At 59.4% G+C, this 21,969-nt stretch carries 19 protein-coding genes; 10 read left to right on the top strand and 9 right to left on the bottom strand.

Going from position 1 to position 21,969, the window contains the following annotated elements; all coding sequences use genetic code 11:
- Positions 1-51: 51 nt before the first annotated feature.
- Both AB4N44_RS28665 and AB4N44_RS28660 read right to left on the bottom strand, forming a co-directional pair.
- A complete protein-coding gene (locus tag AB4N44_RS28665; protein ID WP_460111007.1) occupies positions 52-420 on the bottom strand; it encodes a DUF427 domain-containing protein in 369 nt (122 codons plus the stop codon).
- A gap of 290 nt (positions 421-710) precedes the next feature.
- Positions 711-2,117 carry a serralysin family metalloprotease gene (locus AB4N44_RS28660; protein WP_460111009.1) on the bottom strand — a complete coding sequence of 469 codons (1,407 nt, stop codon included), beginning with the start codon at positions 2,115-2,117 and terminating at the stop codon, positions 711-713.
- 277 nt (positions 2,118-2,394) lie between these two features.
- Between AB4N44_RS28660 and AB4N44_RS28655 the strand changes: the two genes are divergently transcribed.
- The 3 genes from AB4N44_RS28655 (at position 2,395) to AB4N44_RS28645 (ending at position 5,730) form a co-directional block, all read left to right on the top strand.
- Positions 2,395-4,338: a DNA topoisomerase III gene (locus tag AB4N44_RS28655; RefSeq protein ID WP_460111011.1), complete on the top strand. Its 1,944-nt coding sequence runs from the start codon at positions 2,395-2,397 to the stop codon at positions 4,336-4,338.
- Between the two features lie 48 nt (positions 4,339-4,386).
- Positions 4,387-4,890 carry a GNAT family N-acetyltransferase gene (locus AB4N44_RS28650; protein ID WP_460111013.1) on the top strand — a complete coding sequence of 168 codons (504 nt, stop codon included), beginning with the start codon at positions 4,387-4,389 and terminating at the stop codon, positions 4,888-4,890.
- Between the two features lie 510 nt (positions 4,891-5,400).
- On the top strand, positions 5,401-5,730 hold the full coding sequence (locus tag AB4N44_RS28645; RefSeq protein WP_016982961.1) for a hypothetical protein: 330 nt from the start codon (positions 5,401-5,403) through the stop codon (positions 5,728-5,730).
- Between the two features lie 258 nt (positions 5,731-5,988).
- On the opposite strand, the gene cynR is transcribed toward AB4N44_RS28645, so the two are convergent.
- Positions 5,989-6,876, bottom strand: coding sequence for a transcriptional regulator CynR (gene cynR / locus AB4N44_RS28640; RefSeq protein ID WP_460111016.1), 888 nt, complete (start codon positions 6,874-6,876; stop codon positions 5,989-5,991).
- Positions 6,877-6,997: 121 nt separating this feature from the next.
- On the opposite strand from cynR, the gene cynS reads away from it, so the two are divergent.
- From cynS to AB4N44_RS28625, 3 genes are all read left to right on the top strand, one after another.
- Positions 6,998-7,465: a cyanase gene (cynS, locus tag AB4N44_RS28635; RefSeq protein ID WP_016982959.1), complete on the top strand. Its 468-nt coding sequence runs from the start codon at positions 6,998-7,000 to the stop codon at positions 7,463-7,465.
- 80 nt (positions 7,466-7,545) lie between these two features.
- The gene (locus AB4N44_RS28630; RefSeq protein WP_316918081.1) at positions 7,546-7,782 is read left to right on the top strand and encodes a DUF2790 domain-containing protein; all 237 of its coding nucleotides are present in this window, start codon (positions 7,546-7,548) and stop codon (positions 7,780-7,782) included.
- Between the two features lie 12 nt (positions 7,783-7,794).
- Positions 7,795-8,454, top strand: coding sequence for a carbonic anhydrase (locus tag AB4N44_RS28625; RefSeq protein WP_460111019.1), 660 nt, complete (start codon positions 7,795-7,797; stop codon positions 8,452-8,454).
- A gap of 122 nt (positions 8,455-8,576) precedes the next feature.
- Here the strand turns inward: AB4N44_RS28625 and AB4N44_RS28620 are convergent, their stop codons facing one another.
- Positions 8,577-10,079, bottom strand: a complete 1,503-nt coding sequence (locus tag AB4N44_RS28620) for an aldehyde dehydrogenase family protein (RefSeq protein ID WP_460111022.1) — start codon at positions 10,077-10,079, stop codon at positions 8,577-8,579.
- 189 nt (positions 10,080-10,268) lie between these two features.
- Positions 10,269-11,177 carry a glutaminase B gene (gene glsB, locus AB4N44_RS28615; protein ID WP_316918078.1) on the bottom strand — a complete coding sequence of 303 codons (909 nt, stop codon included), beginning with the start codon at positions 11,175-11,177 and terminating at the stop codon, positions 10,269-10,271.
- Positions 11,178-11,315: 138 nt separating this feature from the next.
- Here glsB and AB4N44_RS28610 point away from each other — a divergent pair, with 138 nt between their 5' ends.
- Both AB4N44_RS28610 and AB4N44_RS28605 read left to right on the top strand, forming a co-directional pair.
- The gene (locus AB4N44_RS28610; RefSeq protein WP_160039389.1) at positions 11,316-11,804 is read left to right on the top strand and encodes a GFA family protein; all 489 of its coding nucleotides are present in this window, start codon (positions 11,316-11,318) and stop codon (positions 11,802-11,804) included.
- 228 nt (positions 11,805-12,032) lie between these two features.
- Complete coding sequence (locus AB4N44_RS28605; protein ID WP_460111026.1) at positions 12,033-14,231, top strand: TonB-dependent siderophore receptor; 2,199 nt, start codon at positions 12,033-12,035, stop codon at positions 14,229-14,231.
- A gap of 132 nt (positions 14,232-14,363) precedes the next feature.
- Here the strand turns inward: AB4N44_RS28605 and AB4N44_RS28600 are convergent, their stop codons facing one another.
- The 3 genes from AB4N44_RS28600 to AB4N44_RS28590 form a co-directional block, all read right to left on the bottom strand.
- The gene (locus AB4N44_RS28600) at positions 14,364-15,650 is read right to left on the bottom strand and encodes an ATP-binding protein (RefSeq protein ID WP_460111028.1); all 1,287 of its coding nucleotides are present in this window, start codon (positions 15,648-15,650) and stop codon (positions 14,364-14,366) included.
- A complete protein-coding gene (locus tag AB4N44_RS28595) occupies positions 15,651-16,358 on the bottom strand; it encodes a winged helix-turn-helix domain-containing protein (protein WP_127926766.1) in 708 nt (235 codons plus the stop codon).
- Between the two features lie 244 nt (positions 16,359-16,602).
- Positions 16,603-17,211, bottom strand: coding sequence for a MiaE family protein (locus AB4N44_RS28590; protein ID WP_127926765.1), 609 nt, complete (start codon positions 17,209-17,211; stop codon positions 16,603-16,605).
- Positions 17,212-17,369: 158 nt separating this feature from the next.
- On the opposite strand from AB4N44_RS28590, the gene AB4N44_RS28585 reads away from it, so the two are divergent.
- Entirely contained in the window at positions 17,370-18,233 is an 864-nt protein-coding gene (locus AB4N44_RS28585; protein ID WP_127926764.1) for a universal stress protein, read from the top strand.
- Positions 18,234-18,400: 167 nt separating this feature from the next.
- Here AB4N44_RS28585 and AB4N44_RS28580 read toward each other — a convergent pair whose 3' ends face one another.
- Entirely contained in the window at positions 18,401-18,871 is a 471-nt protein-coding gene (locus AB4N44_RS28580; protein ID WP_127926763.1) for a DUF1289 domain-containing protein, read from the bottom strand.
- Positions 18,872-19,340: 469 nt separating this feature from the next.
- On the opposite strand from AB4N44_RS28580, the gene acnB reads away from it, so the two are divergent.
- Complete coding sequence (acnB, locus tag AB4N44_RS28575; protein ID WP_042704862.1) at positions 19,341-21,950, top strand: bifunctional aconitate hydratase 2/2-methylisocitrate dehydratase; 2,610 nt, start codon at positions 19,341-19,343, stop codon at positions 21,948-21,950.
- The last annotated feature ends 19 nt before the right edge of the window (positions 21,951-21,969 follow it).

The raw sequence follows: 21,969 nt of genomic DNA, 5'->3' as shown, positions 1-21,969 counted from the left end.
CAACCAGACACATCAATCGGCGAGGGCTTTTACCCTCGCCGTTTTTTTTGCTCAGGCATCAGCCTTGATCACTTCGAACTTCACCTGATCCGGATAAAACGCCACGTAGTCGCGGATCGAAGCGACTGACACTTTCGGATTTTCGTAAGTCCACACCGCGTTCGCCCCTTCATGCCCCGGCACTTGCAGGCTGAAGTAATTGGCGTCGCCCTTGTACGGGCAATAACTGGTGTGGTCGGTGCGGGCGAAGTACTTTTCGTCGATGTCTTCGCGGGGGACGTAATAGACCGGCGGGTAATTGGCTTCGTTGAGAATCATGACGTGGGAAGAAGCGGCGACCTGGATACCGTGGAATTTAACTATCAGGCAGCCGGGAAGTTGTTCGAGGGCAATCACAGGACTGGGGCCGGAGGTTTTCATGGGGGTTCTCCTGGATACGGCGAAGAGACCGGTTCAGGTATAGCCCATTGGTGCGGGTTGGGTTGGGTTTACAGCTGAACGGCCCATCAACGTCAAAAGCCCCTCACCCTAGCCCTCTCCCGGAGGGAGAGGGGACTGACCGAGTTGTCTGGCGAAATCCATCGACCTGAAAAATCTCGTCGATTATGGATTCAAAGCCAATCGTTCAAGTCGGTGAATTTCGCCAATATCCCCCAATCGGTCCCCTCTACCTCTGGGAGAGGGTTAGGGTGAGGGCCGCTCTTCAGGCATCACGCAACGATATCAGTCGCCACCGCTTGCCCCACCACACCCACGGCAAAGTCCACCGAACCCTGTCCCGTCAGATCAACCATCAGGCTGGTCTGATTGGTCTGCGCGTAGTAAGTCAGGATCGCGTCGCCCGCATGCCCGGTAAATCCGCTGACAAAGTTCAGCGACGCCGCGCCCGTGGCAAAACCGGCGATCCCCGATAAGTCGATCTTGTCCAGGCCGCTGGTGAAATCCATGATCCAGTCCGGCGCCGTCATGGTCGAATCACTGGCAGCACCGAATACGAAGGTGTCTGCACCTGCACCGCCCCACAACGTGTCGCCACCGCCACCACCATAAAGGATGTCATTACCGGCACCGCCAACCAGTTCGTTGGCAACGGCGTTGCCGATCAGCAGGTCATTGCCTGAACCGCCGAGGGCATTTTCCACTGTCACGCCGTGAGCAATGGAAACGTTACCGACCAGGCCGCCAACATCGGAGAACGAGCCTTCATTGAGGTTGATCTTCTGGTTCTGGCTGAAACCGGAGAAATCCAGCGTGTCATTACCGCCGCCATCCCACACCGAGAAAACCACTTTGGAGGACGCCGAAGTGGCGCTGTAGAAATCGCGCTCGGCGTTGGAATTGAAACCGTAGGTGGTGTCGTCGGCGCGGGTCGCGTAGTTGGCACCATACAGTTTCTGCACCGCGACGATATCGTCCAGCAATGGCGCCGAAGCGTACGCGCCGCTGCCGTCCTTGCTGAAGTTCTGGTCGGTATTGGCTTCGCTCCAGTAGCTCATCAGGCTGTAGCCGCGAGTGTCTTCGGCGTACTTGGCGTCGTTATAGGTCGGGTTGCCATTACCGGCGTTGTACGCGCCCGGGTGTGACAGGCCCAAGGTATGGCCGATCTCGTGGGTCAGGGTCTGGCGCCCGTAGTTGTTGGTGTCCGGGGTTTTGTTGACCTGATACTGATCGTTGATCAAGTACCACGACTGGCCGTCGTAGCTGCCGCCGCTCGGCAGGTAAGCGAACGCTGCGCCACCGGTGCTGACATCGTAGTTACCGAAGGTCATGTGGCCATCGCCGCCCTTGCCTTCAGTGAAGGTGACGTTGGCGACATCAGCCCAGGATTGCATGGCCAGCACGGCCTGGGCTTTTTGCTGGGCACTGAACTCGCTGAAGTTGCCCAGTTTGACGTTGTAGTTCGCCGGTTTCTCGGTCAGGAAGGTGTAACTGAGGTCGATCTTGCCGTCAGCGTTCTTGTCGCCCCACGACAGGCCTTTACGCAGGATTTCATCCGCAGCCTGATCGGCAGTGAATGAAGGTTTGCCATTGACCAGCCCGACGCCACGGTCATACAGGTGGCTGAACGTATCGATTTCGTCGAAGGCGCTGCTGGTTTTGGATTTGGCTTGAGCCATGATGGACTTCCTTGTTTCTGAGTAGTCAGTGTCGACAGACCACGGCGATCTTCTGGCGAGATCGTCCTGTCACTCGCGTGTTTGAATCGCCGAAAAACCTGACACACACGCAAACCGGGTGCTACTCAATTTCTCGATAGCCCTGCCTGCGTCCCTGTATTGCCCGTCACCTGCTGCAATGCTTTTTATCTGTATATCCATACAGATAAAAGTTGCCCCTAACGCCAAGTCCGGCCATTCTGTGCACCTGTTCGGACCTTGATCGACGATGGTGGTTATGCGGCTGTACCTCTGTGAAAAACCCTCCCAGGCCAAAGACATTGCGGCCGTGCTCGGCGCCAGACGTCGCGGCGACGGCTGCTGGCTGGGAACGGATGTCACGGTGACCTGGTGCATCGGCCACTTGCTCGAAACCGCGCCGCCGGATGCCTATGACGTGCGCTACAAGCGCTGGGTGCTGGCCGATCTGCCGATCATTCCGGACAAGTGGAAAATGACCGTCAAGCCGCGCACCGCCAGCCAGTACAAAGCGGTCAAGCGTCTGCTCGGCGAGGCCAGCGAACTGATCATCGCCACCGACGCCGACCGTGAGGGCGAGATGATCGCCCGGGAACTGGTCGAGCATTGTCGTTATCGCGGGCCGATCCGCCGCTTGTGGCTGTCGGCGCTGGACGAAGCCTCGATCCGCAAAGCCTTGGCCGCGCTGAAACCGGGGGCCGAGACCTTCAGCCTGTATCACTCGGCGCTGGGCCGCTCGCGGGCGGACTGGCTGATCGGTATGAACATGAGCCGACTGTTCACACTGCTCGGGCGACAATCGGGTTATCAAGGCGTGTTGCCAGTAGGCCGGGTGCAGACACCGACCTTACGGCTGGTGGTGGATCGCGACCGCAGCATCGCCGATTTCGTGCCGGTGCCATTCTGGGCGATCGATGTCGATCTGCTGCACAACGGCATTCCGTTTACCGCACAGTGGCGGGCGCCGTCGGATGTCTGTGACGATCAGGAGCGCTGCCTGAATCAGGCGCTGGCCCAGCAAGCGGCCGCCGCCATCAACGGCGCTGCCAGTGCCCGAGTGGTCAAGCTGAAAACCGAGCGCATGCGCGAAGTGGCGCCCCTGCCCTTCGATCTCGGCACCTTGCAGGAAGTCTGTTCAAAGAAGCTCGGCCTCGGCGCGCAGGAAACCCTCGACACTGCTCAGGCACTCTACGAAACCTACAAGGTCATCACTTACCCGCGCAGTGATTGCGGCTACTTGCCGCTAAGCCAGCACAGTGAGGCGCCGGGGATTCTTGCGGCATTGCGTCAGGCAGATCCAGGCCTTGAAGCGCTCAACGGGTTTCTGGAGCCGCAACGAAAATCCAGAGCCTGGAATGACGCCAAGGTCAGCGCTCACCACGGCATTATCCCCACCGCTGCTGCGAAGAATCTTGAACGCCTGACCGGCAAGCACCGCGCGGTCTACACGCTGATCCGCGCGCGCTATCTGGCGCAGTTCCTGCCCAATCATGAATACGATCGCACCCAGGCCGACTTCGATTGCGCCGGTGAAGCATTGCGCGCGGTCGGCAAGCAAATCATCGAAGCGGGCTGGAAGCGTGCTCTGCCCGAAGCGCTGGCAGCGGCGAAGGGCCGCGAAGCACCCGCACCGCAAACCTTGCCGGCCCTTAGCCAAGGCGTCGAATGCGCCATCGCCGCTGTGAAGCTCAAGGATTTGTGGACGCAACCGCCCAAACCCTACACCGAGGGCGATCTGATCAAGGCGATGAAAAACGTTGCCAAACTGGTCGAGGATCCGCTGCTCAAACAGAAACTCAAGGACACCACCGGTATCGGCACCGAAGCCACCCGCGCGTCGATCATTCAGGGTTTGATTGACCGTGGCTATCTGGTGAAAAACGGCAAGGCCCTCGCTGCTACGCCGGCGGCGTTCAGCCTGATCGACGCAGTGCCCCGCGCAATTGCTGACCCCGGCACCACGGCGATCTGGGAGCAGGCGCTGGACATGGTGCAAAGCGGCGAAATGAGTCTGGAAGAATTCGTCACCAAACAAGCGGCATGGATGAGCAAACAGGTGACGCGCTGCTCCAGCCTCAGCCTGACCATCAGCGGCCCGCCACCCGCCGGCAAAGCCGCAGCACCGTGGAAGAAGAAACGTAAATCGACGCGCAGCAAAACCGCAGGCACCACCAAACGCACGGCGAAACCGACGGGCAAATAAAACCCGCTACTGTTTCTGCAAGGCTCATCACTTTCAGGAACCCGGCGTATGGCCAATATCGAACTGCATCCAGCCCAGCGCGATGAGCTGGAGATCATCGAAAACCTCATGCAGTTCTACATGTACGACTTCAGCGAATGGCTGCCGCTGAAGCTCGCTGCGCATGGTTTCTTCTCCATCCAGCCGAAAATCGACTACTGGCGCCACCCGGCCACCCAACCATTTCTGATTCAGGTCGACGGCGAACTGGCCGGCTTCGTGACCGTCGATAACGAAATCCACATTCCCGACGCCGAACACAACATCGGCTACTTTTTCATCGCGCGACGCTTTCGTGGCCAAGGCGTCGCGCAGTTTGTCGTCTCTGCCCTCTTGAGCCAGATCCCCGGTCAATGGCAGATTTTCCACATCGACGCCAACCTGCCGGCGCAGCGCTTCTGGGCCAGGCTGATTCCGTTGATGAGCAATGGCCACTTCACCCTGCAGCAGCGCGAAGTAGACGGTTATCCGTGCACCTTCTACGGGCTGCGCACGCCTTTTTCCGTTGCCTGAACGGATTCTTTCTCATTCCAAAACAGCTTTGTCCGACAATATGTAGTGAACAAAAATAATCACTACAAAACCGTTGACGGCATCGTTTTGCTTTTGCATGATGAAGACGTTCCCCGATCGGGAACATCGGTAACACGCTTGAGCAAACTCGTCTGACCGCCGAGTTGTTTTTTCCGGATACACGCTGCCCACAAGGCAGATTGAAGAAGCTGACCTGGCCTGAACGTCCAGTACAAGGACGAGAAGCGCTGGCGAAAATTCTCAAGACGCTTGTGGTCGACACGGTAAATGTCGTCAAGGAGCCTCCCGGTTTTCGCTGCTTCTCCTCGTTGTGACGCTATTGCGTAGCAGTTATTCAACACGACTACATGCAACAGATGCACGACCCCGTACTTTCCACGGGCGAGCGCTGACGTCCTGGTTTCGGTGCCAGGGATCAACTAACCGATGGGCTACCTGTATTAGCGAATCAACTTTGAAAGATCACCAGACTGGTCAAGGGGCAATATCATGAATCTGAACAATCAACCTACTATCGAAGAACTGGCTCGTATGTTCGCTGCGCAAAAAGACAGCCACGACAGCCATATTCTGTGGATCAGCAAGTCGGGTCAGGTGCATATCGACTGCCTGGCGCCTCATGCTGGCGAAGAAGAGTTCGACCGCAACCATCAGAACCTGCTGGCCCGCCTGAAGATGTACCGTCGCGGCCACGGTTATGTTGGCAAGAAAGCCGCGGCTGACAAGGACTTCATCGGTAATGTTCTGCAAACGCTGAAACAGGCGTGGGATTCGATGCAGAACCACAATGAAGTTCGGGTGATTGATCGGTTTTGCTGAGTTAGTCATCAAATAATTGAAAGGCCTGCTTCCTTAAAGGAAGCAGGCCTTTTTTTGTTCGCTTGCATTGATTTGGCGTGACTGGAATTGTAGCCCCTCACCCCAGCCCTCTCCCGGAGGGAGAGGGAGCCGATCGAGTTGTATAAAGTCATTCGTCAACCGGACACACCGAGTTGATTATGGATTCAGCAGAGCACTTTCAGGTCGGTGTATTACTCCAGCATCCCTCGGTCAGTCCCCTCTCCCTCTGGGAGAGGGTTAGGGTGAGGGGCTTCCCATGTCCAACACCATTTCCACAAACGCCACTGCCGCCGCACTGTGATAATTATTGCGCCGCCGCAACAACGCCGCCCCACGCTGCGGCACATCACTCTCGACGCGCAACCGGCACAACGCCCGATCCTCGGTGGCAATCGCCTGCGGCAACATCGTCGCCAGCGGCGAACAACGCACCACTTCAAGCAACGTACTCACCGAATTCACCTCGATCCGCACCTGCGGCGTAATCCCGTGTTGGCGAAAATACTCATCCACCGATAACCGCGTGATGAAGTCCGGCGCCAACAAGGCGAAATCCAGCGAAGCGACATCCTCCGGTGTCAGCACCGCCGCACTGTCATACAGCGGATGCTTACGCCCGACCATGATCCCCAGCGTTTCGGTAAACGCCGGAATGCACTCGATCTCAGGACTGCGCACCGGCGTAAACGCAATCGCAATATCCAGCGAGTCATCCGCCAGCCCCGCCTCGATGTCGTCCATCGACAGCTCGAAAATCTGCAAATGAATCCCCGGGTACCGCGCGGCAAAGTCGCGCACCAACGGCCCGACCAGATACGCCATGAACGTCGGCGTCATCGCCAGACGCAACGTCCCGCGAGACAAATCCTTCACGTCATGCAACGCGCGTTTGCCCGCCTCCAGTTCCACTAACACTCGCCGCGCACATTCGATGTAGGCCACACCGGCATCCGTCGGTTTTACCGTGCGCGAAGTGCGATCAAACAGGTTCACCCCCAGGGTTTCTTCCAGTTGGCGAATCTGCTGCGACAGGGTCGGCTGTGAAACATGCAATGCCTCGGCGGCACGGGTAAAGCCGCCGTGATCGGCAACAGCGAGCAGGTAACGCAGATGTCGCAGCAGCATGGGAAACACCATCTATAGGCAGGGCTTATGCCAAGCATTGTATATCGGTCTTGGACGCTATGGATGAATCGGCAGAAGATCAATCCCACACAGCAAGCCAACCCCTGAAAGGAGTGACACCATGCAACAGTCCCACGCCTACAACGACACCAGCCTGGCCCTGACCACCCGCGTTCTCGACGCCAAGGCACGCAAAGATCTGTCGTGGCAGGATCTGGCCGACGGCACCGGCCTCAGCCTGGCGTACGTCACCGCTGCCCTGCTCGGCCAGCACCCGCTGCCAGAAAACGCCGCCCAAGTGGTCGGCGACAAGCTTGAACTGAGCGCTGAAGACGTCGCGGCGATGCAGATCATCCCCCTGCGTGGCAGCCTCAGCGGCGTACCGACCGACCCGACCATCTACCGCTTCCACGAGATGATCCAGATCTACGGCACAACCCTCAAAGCGCTGGTTCACGAGCAGTTCGGCGACGGCATCATCAGCGCGATCAACTTCAAACTCGACATCAAGAAAGTCGAAGACCCGGAAGGCGGCTCCCGCGCTGTGGTCACCCTCGACGGCAAGTTCCTGCCCCTGCGTCCGTTCTGATCGACATCGGCCCGCACCCTGCGTGCGGGCCAACACACCTCAAATGGCTACCCGTCACCAACACATCTGGAGGCTGCCCCATGCAAAAAATTCTGTTGATTCTGGCCCTGCTCGGCGGCGTTTGCGCCCAGGCATCTGCCGCTGACGAGGCCGTCGCCTACCGCTACGGCATGCAACTGGATATCGCCCAAGTGCTGAGCATTACCCCGGTTGCCGATGTGTGTGGCGTGGTGCCGGTGGAGATGACGTATCTGGACAGCCACGGCGGCAAACACATTCTTCAATACAGCGAATTCGGCAGCGGTTGCTCGAACTGAGAGGACAACACCATGAAAAACCTGATTGATGGCTTCCTGAAATTCCAGAACGAAGCGTTTCCGCAACGCACCGAACTGTTCAAACACCTGGCGACCACGCAACAGCCCGGCACCTTGTTCATCACCTGTTCCGACAGCCGTGTCGTGCCGGAACTGCTGACCCAGCAAGAACCTGGCGAGCTGTTTGTGATCCGCAACGCTGGCAACATCGTGCCGTCCTACAGCCCGCATCCGGGCGGGGTTTCGGCGACGGTTGAATATGCGGTGGCGGTGCTCGGGGTGACCGACATTGTCATCTGCGGGCATTCGGACTGCGGTGCGATGACCGCGATCGCGAAGTGCAAATGCATGGATCACCTGCCTGCGGTCAGCGGCTGGCTGCAGCATGCCGAGTCGGCGAAAGTGGTTAACGAGGCGCGGCCGCACGCCAATGACGCGGCAAAATTGAGTTCGATGGTGCGCGAGAACGTGATCGCGCAACTGGCGAACATTCAGACCCACCCGAGCGTGCGTCTGGCTCAGGAGAAAGGCCTGCTGAACCTGCATGGCTGGGTGTATGACATCGAGACCGGCTCGGTCGATGCGCTGGCCTCGGACCGCCGCACGTTTGTGCCGCTGGCCGAGCAACCGGCGACTTGCGCGATCCATGCACAAACCACCCACGCGGCCTGAGCAACTGATCGTTCCCACGCTCTGCGTGGGAATGCCTCGGGGGACGCTCTGCGCCCAGTGACGCGGAGCGTCACGGGCTGCGTTCCCACGCTGGAGCGTGGGAACGATCAATGTCCGCCAGATCAGCGTTTTACTGTGAGATCGATCTGGGTCATGCGGCTGCGCACAGTGAACACGCCATCCCCCGAAAGAATCGCACTGCGCGCAAACAAGCGCCCACTTTCCCAGTTCGAAAGACCCAGCTCCGGCTTGTTCAACGCATACTGCCCATCGACCCAACGGGTAATGCCATTGCCCACGAACGGCGCATTCACCGCGTTGTAGAAACGCTCTTGTACGGCTGCATCCTCACTGATCAACGACACGGTAAATTGCGGGCTGTAGCGGTTGAACAGCGCAATCGCCTGATCCACATCGTCAACGATCATCAGGCTGACTTCCGGGGTTTCTTCCCATTCCCACTCGCGGCCCAACTCGGATTCTGCCAAGGGTTCTGCCAGTGCCTCGGTCTGATAGCCCTCGGCGCGATAGACCTCGACCGTCGCGTTCTGCCACTCACTCGGCAGGTAACTTTCGCTGCCTTCGACAATGTGCAGCTTGCAACCCTGGCCACGCGCGGTGCCGGCCTGTTGCAGCGCATCAAGAAACAGCGGCACCAGTTCCGTCGCGCGATCACGCTGGATCAGACAGACGTTGAGGGTGTTGCACACCTTGCGATCCAGCGAGTTGCGCACCACGGCGGCAAAACGTGTGGCATCGGCAGCACGATCGGCGATCAACCACGCGCCCCCCGTGCCATGCAGGCTGACGGCGGTGCCGGCCTGCTGGGCAATGCTGCCCAGTTGACTGACCGCACGACCCGAACCACGCGCCACCGCCAGCGACAAACGTCGGTCAGCGAACATCGCCCAACCGGCGGCATGATTGACGCTTTCCACCAAGGACACCGCACCGGCCGGCAGACCGGCATCGGCCAGCGCCGGGTTCAAGGCGTGAGTGACGATGGCTTGCGCGGTGCCCAACGCATCGCTGCCGATGCGCAACACGGCGGTGTTGCCGGTGCGCAAGACACCGGCGGCGTCGGCGAACACGTTCGGCCGGCCTTCAAAGACAAACGCGACGATGCCCAACGGCGAGACCACTTGCTCAACCTTCCAGCCGTCGTGCTCGACGCTGCTGATGACTTTACCGCGCGTCGCCGCTGCGTCTCGCCAGGCACGCAGGCCGGCGATCATATCGCGACGCATGCGCTCATCGGCGAGCAGGCGGGTGGTGGAGCGGCCGCGCGCCTTGGCCCTTTCGATGTCGGCGCGGTTGGCGGTTTCGATGTGCGCCCAGCACGCCGGGGTTTCCAGACGCTGCGCAAACAGGTCGAAAAACTGGCTGATCGCCTCATCGGACACCGCCGACAACGCGGTAAATGCCGCTGCCGCGCGTTCGATCGCCACGGACGCCGCTTGCTGATCCGCCACGGGGATCAGCAGCAACTCACCACTGACCTGCTCCACCAGCAGGTGGTCACCGGGCTGAAACCGCGCGGCCAGTTCGGGGCTGACCACGGTGACGCGGTTACCAGCGAAAGGGATCGGCGTGCCAGCGACTAGACGTTCGAGCGCAAGAGACATGAAGCGGATTCACCATGCAGGGAGCGGCCGGAAAATGTATAGGAACACAATCCTCCAAAGCAACCGCTAACCCTGTGGGAGCGAGCCTGCTCGCGAAAGCGGTGGATCTGATACATCAATGTTGGCTGACCTGACGCCTTCGCGAGCAAGCTCGCTCCCACAGGGTTTTGTGGTGTTTGTGTGGCCGGATCAGAACACCGACCAGCCAATCCGCGCGCTAAGCATCTCCAGCGCCGCCATCCCCGCCAGAGAGTTCCCCGCAGCATTCAACTCCGGCGACCACACGCACACCGTGAACTGCCCCGGCACCACCGCAACAATCCCGCCGCCGACGCCGCTCTTGCCCGGCAAGCCGACGCGATAGGCGAAGTTGCCCGCTTCGTCATACAGCCCGCTGGTGGCCATGATCGAGTTGACTTGCTGGGTTTGCCGACGCGTCAGGATCTGTTCGCCGCTGTGTTTGCAAAAGCCGTCGTTGGCCAGAAAGCAAAACGCCCGGGCCAGATCAATACAGTTCATGCGCAACGCGCAGTGGCTGAAATAGCTGCGCAGCACCGCTTCGACATCGTTGTGAAAATTGCCGAACGACTGCATCAGATACGCCATCGCCGCATTGCGCGCACGGTGTTGATATTCAGAATCGGCGACTTTGCCGTCGATCATGATCTGCGGGTTGCCGGACAGGCGCCGGACGAAATCGCGCATCGACAGGGTCGGCGCGGCAAAGCGTGACTGGTTGATGTCGCAGATCACCAGCGCTCCGGCATTGATGAACGGATTGCGTGGCCGACCGCGCTCGAATTCCAGCTGCACCAGCGAGTTGAACGGTTGCCCGGACGGCTCGTGACCGAGGCGTTCCCAGATCGCTTCGCCGGAATGATCGATCGCCTGCACCAGGCTGAACACCTTGGAAATACTCTGCACCGAGAACGGTGTCTCGGCGTCACCGGCGCAGTACATCTCGCCGTCATTGCCGTACACGGCGATGCCCAGTTGATTGGCCGGCACAGTGCCGAGGGCGGGAATGTAGTCAGCCACCTTGCCCCGCCCGATCAGCGGGCGGACAGCGTCAAGAATCTCGTTCAACAGCGCTTGCATGCCGGGTTCCGAAGTCTCGCCCCATGGGATTGCGGGGACACTGGGGCTAGACGCTGCGCCCGCCCGTCGAATCACACCGGCCGCAATCGCACTGAATGTTCTAGGCTCAACCGCACATTCAGAAACCGGAGAGCACCCATGCATCTCGAAGGCTCCTGCCATTGCGGCGAGGTCACGTTCAGCCTCACCAGCGCCCACCCCTACCCTTATCAACGCTGCTATTGCTCGATCTGCCGCAAGACCCAGGGCGGTGGCGGTTATGCGATCAACCTCGGCGGCGACGCGACCAGCCTCAAGGTGCGCGGGCGCAAACACATCAGCGTCTATCACGCGAAGATGAAAGACGAGGGCGACAAACGCGCCCATCGCAGCACGGCTGAGCGGCACTTCTGTTCACTGTGCGGCAGCGGCTTGTGGCTGTTCAGCCCGGAATGGCCGGAGCTGATCCACCCGTTCGCCTCGGCCATCGACACGCCTTTGCCGGTGCCGCCGGAGCACACGCATTTGATGCTCGGTTCGAAAGCACCCTGGGTCGAAGTCGAGGCCAAAGCGAAAGACAAACAGTTCGACGTCTACCCCGAAGAATCCATTGCGCAGTGGCATGAACGCCTCGGTTTGGCCTGCTGACCTCGCAACTCCAGCCTACCCCCTGTAGGAGTGAGCCTGCTCGCGATAGCGGTGTGCCAGACAACAACAATGTTGCTGATAGACCGCTATCGCGAGCAGGCTCACTCCTACAGGGGAACTCCACTGCTTCACTATTTTTTGTTCCAGCAGTTCCCCTTTGCGTTGTTCGTTCGGTTAACCCCTCAGAAGCACTTCAACTACCGATCGATTCGATGCAAAGGGATCTCCATGTCGCACGTCCGTTTTCGTTTTGTCCTGTGCCCGTTGGCACTGGCCCTGCTGAGCATTTCTGCCAACGCCGCTGAAAAAACCGAGCAGACCTTGCAACTGGGCGCCACCAATATTTCCGCGCAAGGCCTCGGCGCCACCACCGAAGACACCCGCTCCTACACCACCGGCGCCATGTCTTCGGCCACCGGCCTGCCGCTGTCGATTCGCGAAACCCCGCAGTCGGTGACGGTGATCACCCGTCAGCAAATGGACGATCGCGGTGTACAAAGCATTGGTGATGCGCTGCGCAACACCCCCGGCATTTCCATGCAGAAGTACGACAGCGACCGTACCGAGTTTTCCGCGCGCGGCCTGGCGATCACCAACTTCCAGTACGACGGCGTCAACATCCCCTACGATGGCGTCTACGGCGAGAACCCGAACAATGGCGACGACGCCGCCAGCATCGACCGCATTGAAATCATCAAAGGCGCGACCGGCCTGATGACCGGCTCCGGCGACCCGTCGGCCACGGTCAACCTGATCCGCAAGAAGCCGACCAAGGCATTCAAAGCCTCTATCAGCGGCACCGTTGGTTCGTGGGATGCCTACCGCACCGTCGGTGATATTTCCGGTTCGCTGACTGAATCGGGCAACGTGCGCGGACGTTTCGTCGGCGCCTATTCCGATCAAAACTCTTACCTCGATCACTACAGCCAGCGCAAAGACCTGTTCTACGGCATCCTCGAAGCCGACCTGAGCGACGACACCCTGCTGACCTTCGGCGTCGACAAATCCAGCACCACACCACGGGGTTCGTCGTGGACCGGTAACCCGGTGTATTTCGCCGATGGCGGGCGAACCGATTTTGGTCGCCACTTCAACTCCGCCGCGGACTGGAGCCGCCGCGATTTCGACAACATCACCTATTTCGCCTCGCTGGAACAGGCGTTGGCCAACGACTGGAAATTCAAGGTCAGCCTCGACCAGAAAACCACCGATCACGACACGCGTCTGGCCTCGGCCAGCGGCGGCAATCCGAATCGCGCCACGGGCGAAGGCATGTTCATGTATTGGGGGCGCTGGGAAGGTCATCGTGTGCAGAACACCGCTGACGTCAATGTCTCCGGCCCCTTCACCCTGGGTGGTCGCGAGCATGAGCTGATCGCTGGCGTGATGACCTCGCACTCGCGCCAGACCGGTTCGACCTACGACACCAGTGCGTTTTCCGAAGTACCGGGGAGCATTTACGACTGGGACGGCAATCTGCCGAAACAGGACTTCCCGAAAAACGGCAAGTACGAGCGCACCCAGAGCCAGAACGGTATTTATCTGGCCACGCGCCTGCGCCCGACCGACGATTTCTCGGTGATCCTCGGCAGCCGCTTGAGCACCTTCAAGTACAACGAAGACTACCGCTACAACCCCGGGGCCGGCCTCGACGACACCCACACCAGTTACAAGGAACACGGCGTGGTCACGCCTTACGCCGGGGTGATTTATGACCTCGACGACACCTACTCGCTGTATGCCAGCTACACCAGCATTTATCAGCCGCAGACCTACAAGGACGCCAATGGCTCGACCCTTGCCCCGGTCGAGGGCGACAGCTACGAAACCGGTTTGAAAGCGGCGTATTTCGACGGTCGCCTCAACGCCAGCCTGGCGCTTTTCCGCATCGAGCAGGACGGCGTTGCCGAATCGATCGGCACCAACGCGGTGACCAACGAAGGCATCTACAAAGCCATCGACGGCGCCACCACCAAAGGCGTGGAGCTGGAACTGGCCGGCGAACTGGCCGAAGGCTGGAACGTCTCCGCCGGCTACACCTACGCGCGTACCCGTGATGCCGATGAACAGCGCATGTACGGTTATCCGTTGTCGACCACCAAGCCTGAACATACGGTGCGCACCTTCACCACCTACCGTTTGCCCGGCGTGCTGGACAAGGTCACCGTCGGTGGCGGCGTGAGCTGGCAGAGCGCGTTCTACGGCAAGATCTACAGCGCCCCGGCCGGCGACTACACGCGGATCAAACAGGGCGGCTACACCCTCGTCGACCTGATGAGCCGCTATCAGTACAACGAGCACCTGAGCTTCACGGTCAACGCCAACAACGTCTTCGACAAGCGTTATCTGACGGGACTGGGCAACTTCGACACCACGTTCTACGGTGAGCCGCGCAATTTGATGCTGACGACCAAGTGGGATTTTTGATTCTGGGCTGAAATAAACAGCGCCATGGATGGCGCCTTCGCGAGCAGGCTCGCTCCCACATTGGATTTGTGAACGCCGCAGATCACTGTGGGAGCGAGCCTGCTCGCGAAGAGGCCGGCACAGATCACATCATTAATCCAGATGCTCCCAGGTCATCCGGAACGACGCCCCACCCCACGCCGAATCGCCCACTTCAACCTGCCCGCCATGAGACTGCGACACTCGTCGCACCAACGCCAGGCCCAAACCAAACCCACCCGTACGCCGATCCCGACTGGCATCCAGTCGCGAAAACGGCTCAAAGATTTTCTCCCGCCCGTCCACCGGCACGCCCGGCCCATCGTCGTTGACCCGCACTTCGTAATAATCACCGGTGCGCACCAGCGTCACTTCAACCCGCTGCTCGGCATAACGAATCGCGTTGCGCAGCAGATTGATCACCGCCCGCGCCATGAATCGCGGCTCGATACGCACGGTGTCGAGCCGGCAATCACCGATCAACAACTGCACCCCCGCCGCTTCGGCCTCCAGCGCCACGCTGCCGACCACACTGTCGAGCCAATTGGCAGCCTGGATGTTTTCGCGCTTGATCACCGTCGCGCCGCGCTCAAGGCTGGCGTAGGTCAACAGTTCCGAAACCATTTCCTCCAGCTCGCCGAGGTCGGCATACATATCGGCAATCAGCTCGCGGTTCTGGCTGGGGTCCGACTGCTGCTTGAGCTGATCAAGCTCAAACGACAACCGCGCGATCGGCGTGCGCAACTCGTGGGACACGGCATTGGTCAGCTCACGCTGATTGGCGATCAGGCCTTCGATGCGCGCCGCCATCAGGTTGAAGTGCTCGGCCAGATCGCGGATGTTCGAGCGTTTCGACAATTGAATGCGCACGGACAGATCGTTGTCGCCAAAACGCTCGGCGGCCAGGCGCAGTTTCTCCAGATCACGCCAGTGCGGACGCACCCAGAAAAACAGGACGAAGCCGATCAGCACAGCAATCATCAGGTAGGCAGCGGCGATGTAGAACGGCATCAGGCTCGGCTCGGCCGGCAAACGGATGCTGAGCAGTTGCGGGCCATCGTCAATGGCGGAAATGTACTGGCTGTACTTGTCGCGGATCACTAGCAGCCCTTTGGCCAGCTCGGCTTTTTCCTCGTCGCTGAGGGCCAGTTCAGAGGTATCGACCAGCGTCAGCCCCAAACCGTAATGCGGGCGAATCGTTTCCAGCTGTTTTTCCCGCGCCGGGCCATCGAGGTCACGCAACTGCTGAGCCAACGTCCACGCTTGCCCCCGCACAGCCTCGCGGTTGTAGTCCTGCATCTGATAATCGAGCAAGGCATCAAAGGTGCGTTCAACCGTCTGCAACGCCAGCACCAGACCAATCGTCATGACCAGAAACAGCCCGAGAAATAACCGCAGCATCTACAGCTCCCACGCAAACGGATTGAACAGATAACCCTTGCCCCACACGGTTTTGATACAGATCGGCTCGCGGGGGTTGTCCTTGAGCTTGTTGCGCAGCTTGCTGATGTACACGTCGACACTGCGGTTGAGCCCGTCGAAGGCTATCCCGCGCATGCGATTGAGAATGTCATCGCGCGACAGCACCTTGCCCGCCGCGCTGGCAAGCAACCACAGCAGCTCGAATTCCATGGTGGTCATTTCAATGACCTCGCCCGCCAGCCGTACTTCACGACAGCTGCGGTCAATGCTCAACTGGCCGAACTCAAGAAAACTGACCACGTTACTGTCCGGCATCTGCCGTCGTTGTAGCGCTCGCAACCGGGCCAGTAACACCGGTGGTTTGATCGGTTTGATCACGTAGTCGTCGGCGCCGGACTCCAGACCGAGAATGTGGTCAAGATCGTCTTCCTTGGCCGTCAGGATCACGATCGGCGTGTCCGACACGCTGCGAATCTCGCGGCACACGTGCAAACCGCTCTGCCCCGGCAGCATCAGGTCGAGCACCACGACTTTCGGCTTGAATTCCAGAAAGGCAGCCACGGCCAGGTCACCGCGCAGCACGGTGCGCACCTCGTAGCCGTGTTGTTCGAGAAAGTGGGCGATCAGTGCCGCCAGACGCTCATCGTCTTCCACCAACAGGACTTTGCCAAAACCCAGGTTATCCATAACGCCCGTCTGCCACCCATGTGTGAAGTGGTCGGCATTATGGCGGCTTTCGTGGGGGTGGCGTTTGTTTCAGGCAGCAAAAACCGGCCGCTGGGGCCGGTTTTCGGTGATGTTTCATACTCTTAAGAGTTTTTAACATTCAAAAGCAAAAGATCGCAGCCTTCGGCAGCTCCTACAGGGAAACGCATTTCCAAGTGTAGGAGCTGCCAAAGGCTCGGGCCGCGTTCGGACGATCTTTTGATCTTTAAGTGTTGGCAGGCACACCGCTGTGGAAGCGAAACTCTTCATCCGGCGATTCGATCAGTTCCTGCTCGGCGGCACGGACCTTGTCGATGACCTGGGCAATGTCTTTTGCATCACCGTACTGATAGGCCAGCTTCAGATAACCCTGAAAATGCCGCGCCTCGCTTTTCAGCAGGCCAAAGTAGAACTTGCCGAGTTCTTCGTCCAGGTGCGGCACCAGCGCTTCGAAACGTTCGCAACTGCGCGCTTCGATAAACGCGCCGACCACCAGCGTATCGACCAGTTTCACCGGCTCATGGCTGCGCACAACCTTGCGCAAACCCGATGCGTAACGGCCTGCATGCAGCTGGCGCAGTTCGATCTTGCGCCGTTTCATGATGCGCATGACCTGCTCGTGGTGAACCAGTTCTTCCCGGGCCAGACGCGACATCATGTTGATCAGGTCGACGTGGGAATGGTACTTGGCAATCAGGCTCAGGGCGGTGCTGGCGGCTTTGAACTCGCAGTTCTTGTGGTCGATCAGCAGCGTTTCCTGATCGGCCAGTGCCGCCTGAACCCAGGCGTCGGGCGTGCGGCAGCCAAGGAATTCGTGGATTTCGGGAAGGATCATGGGGCTCACGGTAAAGGTGTTCGAGCGAAAGGCGCCGATTATACCGGCCTGCCCGCAGACCACCAGTCGCGCGCGTTGATATGCATCAAGTCGCGGATGATCGAGCAGCAACTATAGTTGTGCAACGCCGTGACTTTTCTTTGCTGGAGACTCCGCTCATGCAAGCCATTCGCAGCATTCTGGTGGTCATCGAACCCGAACATTCGGAAAGCCTGGCGCTCAAGCGCGCCAAGTTGATCGCTGGCGTGACCCAGGCCCATCTGCACCTGCTGGTGTGCGACAAGAAGCACGACCACGCCGGCATGCTCGGTGTGCTCAAAGCCGCACTAGTGGCCGACGGCTACAGCGTGACCACCGAACAGGCGTGGAACGAGAGCCTGCATGAAACCATCATCGATGTGCAGCAGGCCGAGGGTTGCGGGCTGGTGATCAAGCAGCATTTCCCCGACAGCTCGCTGAAAAAAGCCCTGCTGACCCCGGCCGACTGGAAACTCCTGCGCCACTGCCCTACCCCGGTGCTGCTGGTGAAAACCGCAGGTTCCTGGAAGGACAAGGTGATTCTGGCGGCGGTGGACGTGGGCAATGCCGATGGCGAACACCGGCATCTGCACACGACAATCATTGATCATGGCTACGACATTGCCAGTCTGGCCAAGGCGCATCTGCACGTGATCAGCGCCCATCCGTCGCCGATGCTGTCGGCGGCTGACCCGACGCTGCAACTGAGTGAAACCATCGCGGCGCGTTATCGCGAGCAATGCCGGGCGTTTCAGGCTGAATTCGATGTCGACGATGAGCATCTGCACATAGAGGAAGGCCCGGCGGATGTGTTGATCCCGTTCATGGCGCACAAGCTGCAGGCGGCAGTGACCGTGATTGGCACGGTGGCGCGCACCGGGTTGTCAGGGGCGTTGATCGGCAATACAGCGGAAGTGATTCTGGATGCGCTGGAGAGCGATGTGCTGGTGCTGAAACCGCAGGAGGTTGAGGATCACCTGGTGGAGCTGGCGGTGAAGCACTGAACAGCCACATTTGAAATGCGATCCCTGTAGGAGTGAGCCTGCTCGCGATGGCGTCCTGTCAGTCACCACCTTCTTTGAATGCACTACCGCTATCGCGAGCAGGCTCACTCCCACAGTTGGAATGCATTCCCCTGTGGGAGCGAGCCTGCTCGCGAAGCTTTCGATCTTCAGGCGCCGAAGGCGTCCTTGAGAAAGCCCGGGGCGATGTAGCGCTGGTAGTGCGCTTCCGACAGCAGGAAGAATTCCCGATCAATGGCATCACGCAACTCCGGCAGGCTCCAGTCGCGAAACTCCGGCAGCAACACCATTCCGTACGCTTCCAGATTAATGATCACTCGCGCACCCCGGGCAATCAGCTGATACGCCCAGCAATATTCCGACTGATGCGGCACGAAGCGGATCTTGCGTTGTTCGAGCTGCTCGCGCAGGCGCGCCGAATCGAAAATCTCGACCTTGCCCGCCATCACTTGTGACAGCAATTGCTCCAGACGCAGCCAAACCGCGCGTTTTTCTTCCTCGTTGTAACCATTCCAATGGATCACTTCGTGGTGGAAACGCTTGCAGCCACGGCACACCAGATCACCGTAAACAGTGGAGCAGAGGCCGACGCAGGGGGTCTTGATGGTCTGATTGGGCATAAAGTAGGCAGAGGCACTGAAACGCGGAACAGACCGGCATCTTAGCCCTTTGTCGGGCATTGATCACCCCTCAAACATCAGGGTCTCAGCCGTACTGAGTGTTTGGCCCGGCCACGCGCATTGCCACGAAAGTCCAATAGAGCGCGACTTACCTTTAAATTTTTTTTGCCGTAGAATCAGCCAGCCTTTTAAGGCGCCAATGTCCGTTAGAAGCTGTTTTCAAAGCGTCACGAGCACAGTCGTTCCTTCAGAGCGGTGTTGGCGAGGGATTTTTCCAGCGGGGAAAAATCCAGCGCCAACCCTCATCAGCTCCCCGTTCTGCAGGCGTAAAACTTTGAAAGCAGCTTCTGTAAGGAATTGCCGGTAATTCTGGCCGAACGACCCACAACGTCGTGAGGAGCATGAGTACGGCAATTTCGGGATGAGCGTCCCGGACACCCATTTGGGACCACTGATGAGGGTAATAACTGTGCTTGAAGCCTACCGCAAACATATCGAAGAGCGTGCAGCCCTGGGTATCGTTCCCCAGCCGCTTAACGCCGAACAAACAGCAGGCCTGGTCGAGCTGCTGAAAAACCCTCCGGCTGGCGAAGAAGAATTTCTCGTTGACCTGATCACCAATCGCATTCCACCAGGCGTGGACGAAGCGGCCTATGTAAAAGCCGGCTTCCTGTCTGCACTGGCCAAGGGCGAAGTTTCCTCCCCGCTGCTGGACAAAAAGCGCGCTGTAGAACTGCTCGGCACCATGCAGGGCGGCTACAACATCGTGACTCTGGTTGACCTGCTGGACGACGCCGAGCTGGCGCCAGTCGCTGCCGCGCAACTCAAGCACACCCTGCTGATGTTCGATGCGTTCCACGACGTCGCGGAAAAAGCCAAGAACGGTAACGCTCACGCTAAAGCCGTGCTGCAATCCTGGGCTGACGGCGAGTGGTTCAAGAACCGCCCGACCCTGGCCGACAAGATCAGCCTGCGCGTCTTCAAGGTAACCGGCGAAACCAACACCGACGACCTGTCCCCTGCTCCAGATGCCTGGTCGCGTCCAGACATCCCGCTGCACGCCCTGGCCATGTTGAAAATGGCCCGTGACGGCATCGTTCCTGATCAGCAGGGCGCCATCGGCCCGATGAAGCAGATCGAAGAAATGCGCGGTCAAGGCTTCCCGATCGCCTACGTCGGTGACGTGGTCGGTACCGGTTCGTCGCGTAAATCGGCCACCAACTCGGTACTGTGGTTCTTCGGCGACGACGTACCTTACGTGCCGAACAAGCGCGCTGGCGGTTTCTGCTTCGGCAGCAAAATCGCTCCGATCTTCTACAACACCATGGAAGATGCCGGCGCACTGCCAATCGAGTTCGACGTTTCCAACATGAACATGGGCGACGTGATCGACCTGTACCCGCATGCTGGCAAAGTCTGCAAACACGGCACCGACGAAGTCCTGACCACCTTCGAAATGAAGACCCCGGTGCTGTTGGACGAAGTACGTGCCGGCGGCCGTATCCCGCTGATTATCGGCCGTGGCCTGACCGAGAAGGCTCGCGCCGAACTGGGTCTGCCACCATTCGACCTGTTCAAGAAGCCAGAAGCCCCAGCTGAAAGCACCAAGGGTTTCACCCTGGCGCAGAAAATGGTCGGCAAGGCTTGCGGTCTGGCAGAAGGCCAAGGCGTTCGTCCTGGCACCTACTGCGAACCGAAGATGACTACAGTAGGTTCTCAGGACACCACCGGTCCAATGACCCGTGACGAACTGAAAGACCTGGCGTGCCTGGGCTTCTCGGCTGATCTGGTGATGCAGTCCTTCTGCCACACCGCGGCGTATCCAAAGCCGATCGACGTGACCACCCACCACACCCTGCCTGACTTCATCATGACCCGCGGCGGCGTTTCCCTGCGTCCGGGCGACGGCATCATCCACTCGTGGCTGAACCGCATGCTGCTGCCAGACACCGTCGGTACCGGTGGTGACTCGCACACCCGTTTCCCGATGGGCATCTCGTTCCCGGCCGGTTCCGGTCTGGTTGCGTTTGCTGCGGCCACCGGCGTTATGCCGCTGGACATGCCGGAATCGATCCTGGTGCGCTTCAAAGGCAAAATGAAACCTGGCATCACCCTGCGTGACCTGGTTCATGCCATTCCTTACTTCGCTATCCAGAACGGTCTGCTGACCGTCGAGAAGAAAGGCAAGAAAAACGCCTTCTCCGGCCGCATCCTGGAAATCGAAGGTCTGGAAGGTCTGACCTTGGAGCAGGCGTTCGAACTGTCCGACGCCTCGGCCGAACGTTCGGCTGCCGGTTGCACCATCAAGCTGTCGAAAGAGTCGATCACCGAGTACCTGAACTCCAACATCACCCTGCTGCGCTGGATGATCGGCGAAGGCTACGGCGATGCGCGTACCCTGGAACGTCGTGCTCAAGCGATGGAAGCCTGGGTGGCCAACCCGGAACTGATGGAAGCCGATGCCGACGCCGAATACGCCGAAGTCATCGAAATCGATCTGGCCGACATCAGCGAGCCGGTACTGTGCGCGCCGAACGATCCGGACGACGCCCGTCTGCTGTCCAGCGTTGCTGGCGAGAAGATCGACGAAGTGTTCATCGGTTCGTGCATGACCAACATCGGTCACTTCCGTGCTGCCGGTAAACTGCTGGATCAGGTCAAGGGTCAGCTGCCAACCCGTCTGTGGCTGTCGCCGCCGACCAAGATGGACGCTCACCAACTGACCGAAGAAGGCTACTACGGCATCTACGGCAAGGCTGGCGCACGCATGGAAATGCCAGGCTGCTCGCTGTGCATGGGTAACCAGGCACGCGTTGAGCCGAACAGCACCGTGGTGTCGACGTCGACCCGTAACTTCCCGAACCGTCTGGGCGACGGCGCGAACGTCTACCTGGCTTCGGCTGAGCTGGCGTCCGTTGCTTCGATCCTGGGTCGCCTGCCGACCGTCGAGGAGTACATGGAATACGCTGGCAAGATCGACAGCATGGCGGCCGATATCTACCGCTACCTGTCCTTCGACCAGATCGCCGAGTTCCGTGAAGCTGCTGCGAACGCCAACATCCCGGTCGTTCAAGCCTAACGTAACAACGCAATGAAAA

Source organism: Pseudomonas sp. S3_C06, assembly GCF_054667675.1.
Note: the sequence above shows the minus strand (reverse complement) of the source record. Positions and strands in the feature narration are given on the sequence as shown.

Excerpts from the sequence above, each read along its gene's own strand:
- AB4N44_RS28665 (WP_460111007.1), bottom strand. The coding sequence starts at position 420 with ATGAAAACCTCCGGCCCCAGTCCTGTGATTGCCCTCGAACAACTTCCC.
- AB4N44_RS28660 (WP_460111009.1), bottom strand. The coding sequence starts at position 2,117 with ATGGCTCAAGCCAAATCCAAAACCAGCAGCGCCTTCGACGAAATCGAT.
- AB4N44_RS28655 (WP_460111011.1), top strand. The coding sequence starts at position 2,395 with ATGCGGCTGTACCTCTGTGAAAAACCCTCCCAGGCCAAAGACATTGCG.
- AB4N44_RS28650 (WP_460111013.1), top strand. The coding sequence starts at position 4,387 with ATGGCCAATATCGAACTGCATCCAGCCCAGCGCGATGAGCTGGAGATC.
- AB4N44_RS28645 (WP_016982961.1), top strand. The coding sequence starts at position 5,401 with ATGAATCTGAACAATCAACCTACTATCGAAGAACTGGCTCGTATGTTC.
- cynR (WP_460111016.1), bottom strand. The coding sequence starts at position 6,876 with ATGCTGCTGCGACATCTGCGTTACCTGCTCGCTGTTGCCGATCACGGC.
- cynS (WP_016982959.1), top strand. The coding sequence starts at position 6,998 with ATGCAACAGTCCCACGCCTACAACGACACCAGCCTGGCCCTGACCACC.
- AB4N44_RS28630 (WP_316918081.1), top strand. The coding sequence starts at position 7,546 with ATGCAAAAAATTCTGTTGATTCTGGCCCTGCTCGGCGGCGTTTGCGCC.
- AB4N44_RS28625 (WP_460111019.1), top strand. The coding sequence starts at position 7,795 with ATGAAAAACCTGATTGATGGCTTCCTGAAATTCCAGAACGAAGCGTTT.
- AB4N44_RS28620 (WP_460111022.1), bottom strand. The coding sequence starts at position 10,079 with ATGTCTCTTGCGCTCGAACGTCTAGTCGCTGGCACGCCGATCCCTTTC.
- glsB (WP_316918078.1), bottom strand. The coding sequence starts at position 11,177 with ATGCAAGCGCTGTTGAACGAGATTCTTGACGCTGTCCGCCCGCTGATC.
- AB4N44_RS28610 (WP_160039389.1), top strand. The coding sequence starts at position 11,316 with ATGCATCTCGAAGGCTCCTGCCATTGCGGCGAGGTCACGTTCAGCCTC.
- AB4N44_RS28605 (WP_460111026.1), top strand. The coding sequence starts at position 12,033 with ATGTCGCACGTCCGTTTTCGTTTTGTCCTGTGCCCGTTGGCACTGGCC.
- AB4N44_RS28600 (WP_460111028.1), bottom strand. The coding sequence starts at position 15,650 with ATGCTGCGGTTATTTCTCGGGCTGTTTCTGGTCATGACGATTGGTCTG.
- AB4N44_RS28595 (WP_127926766.1), bottom strand. The coding sequence starts at position 16,358 with ATGGATAACCTGGGTTTTGGCAAAGTCCTGTTGGTGGAAGACGATGAG.
- AB4N44_RS28590 (WP_127926765.1), bottom strand. The coding sequence starts at position 17,211 with ATGATCCTTCCCGAAATCCACGAATTCCTTGGCTGCCGCACGCCCGAC.
- AB4N44_RS28585 (WP_127926764.1), top strand. The coding sequence starts at position 17,370 with ATGCAAGCCATTCGCAGCATTCTGGTGGTCATCGAACCCGAACATTCG.
- AB4N44_RS28580 (WP_127926763.1), bottom strand. The coding sequence starts at position 18,871 with ATGCCCAATCAGACCATCAAGACCCCCTGCGTCGGCCTCTGCTCCACT.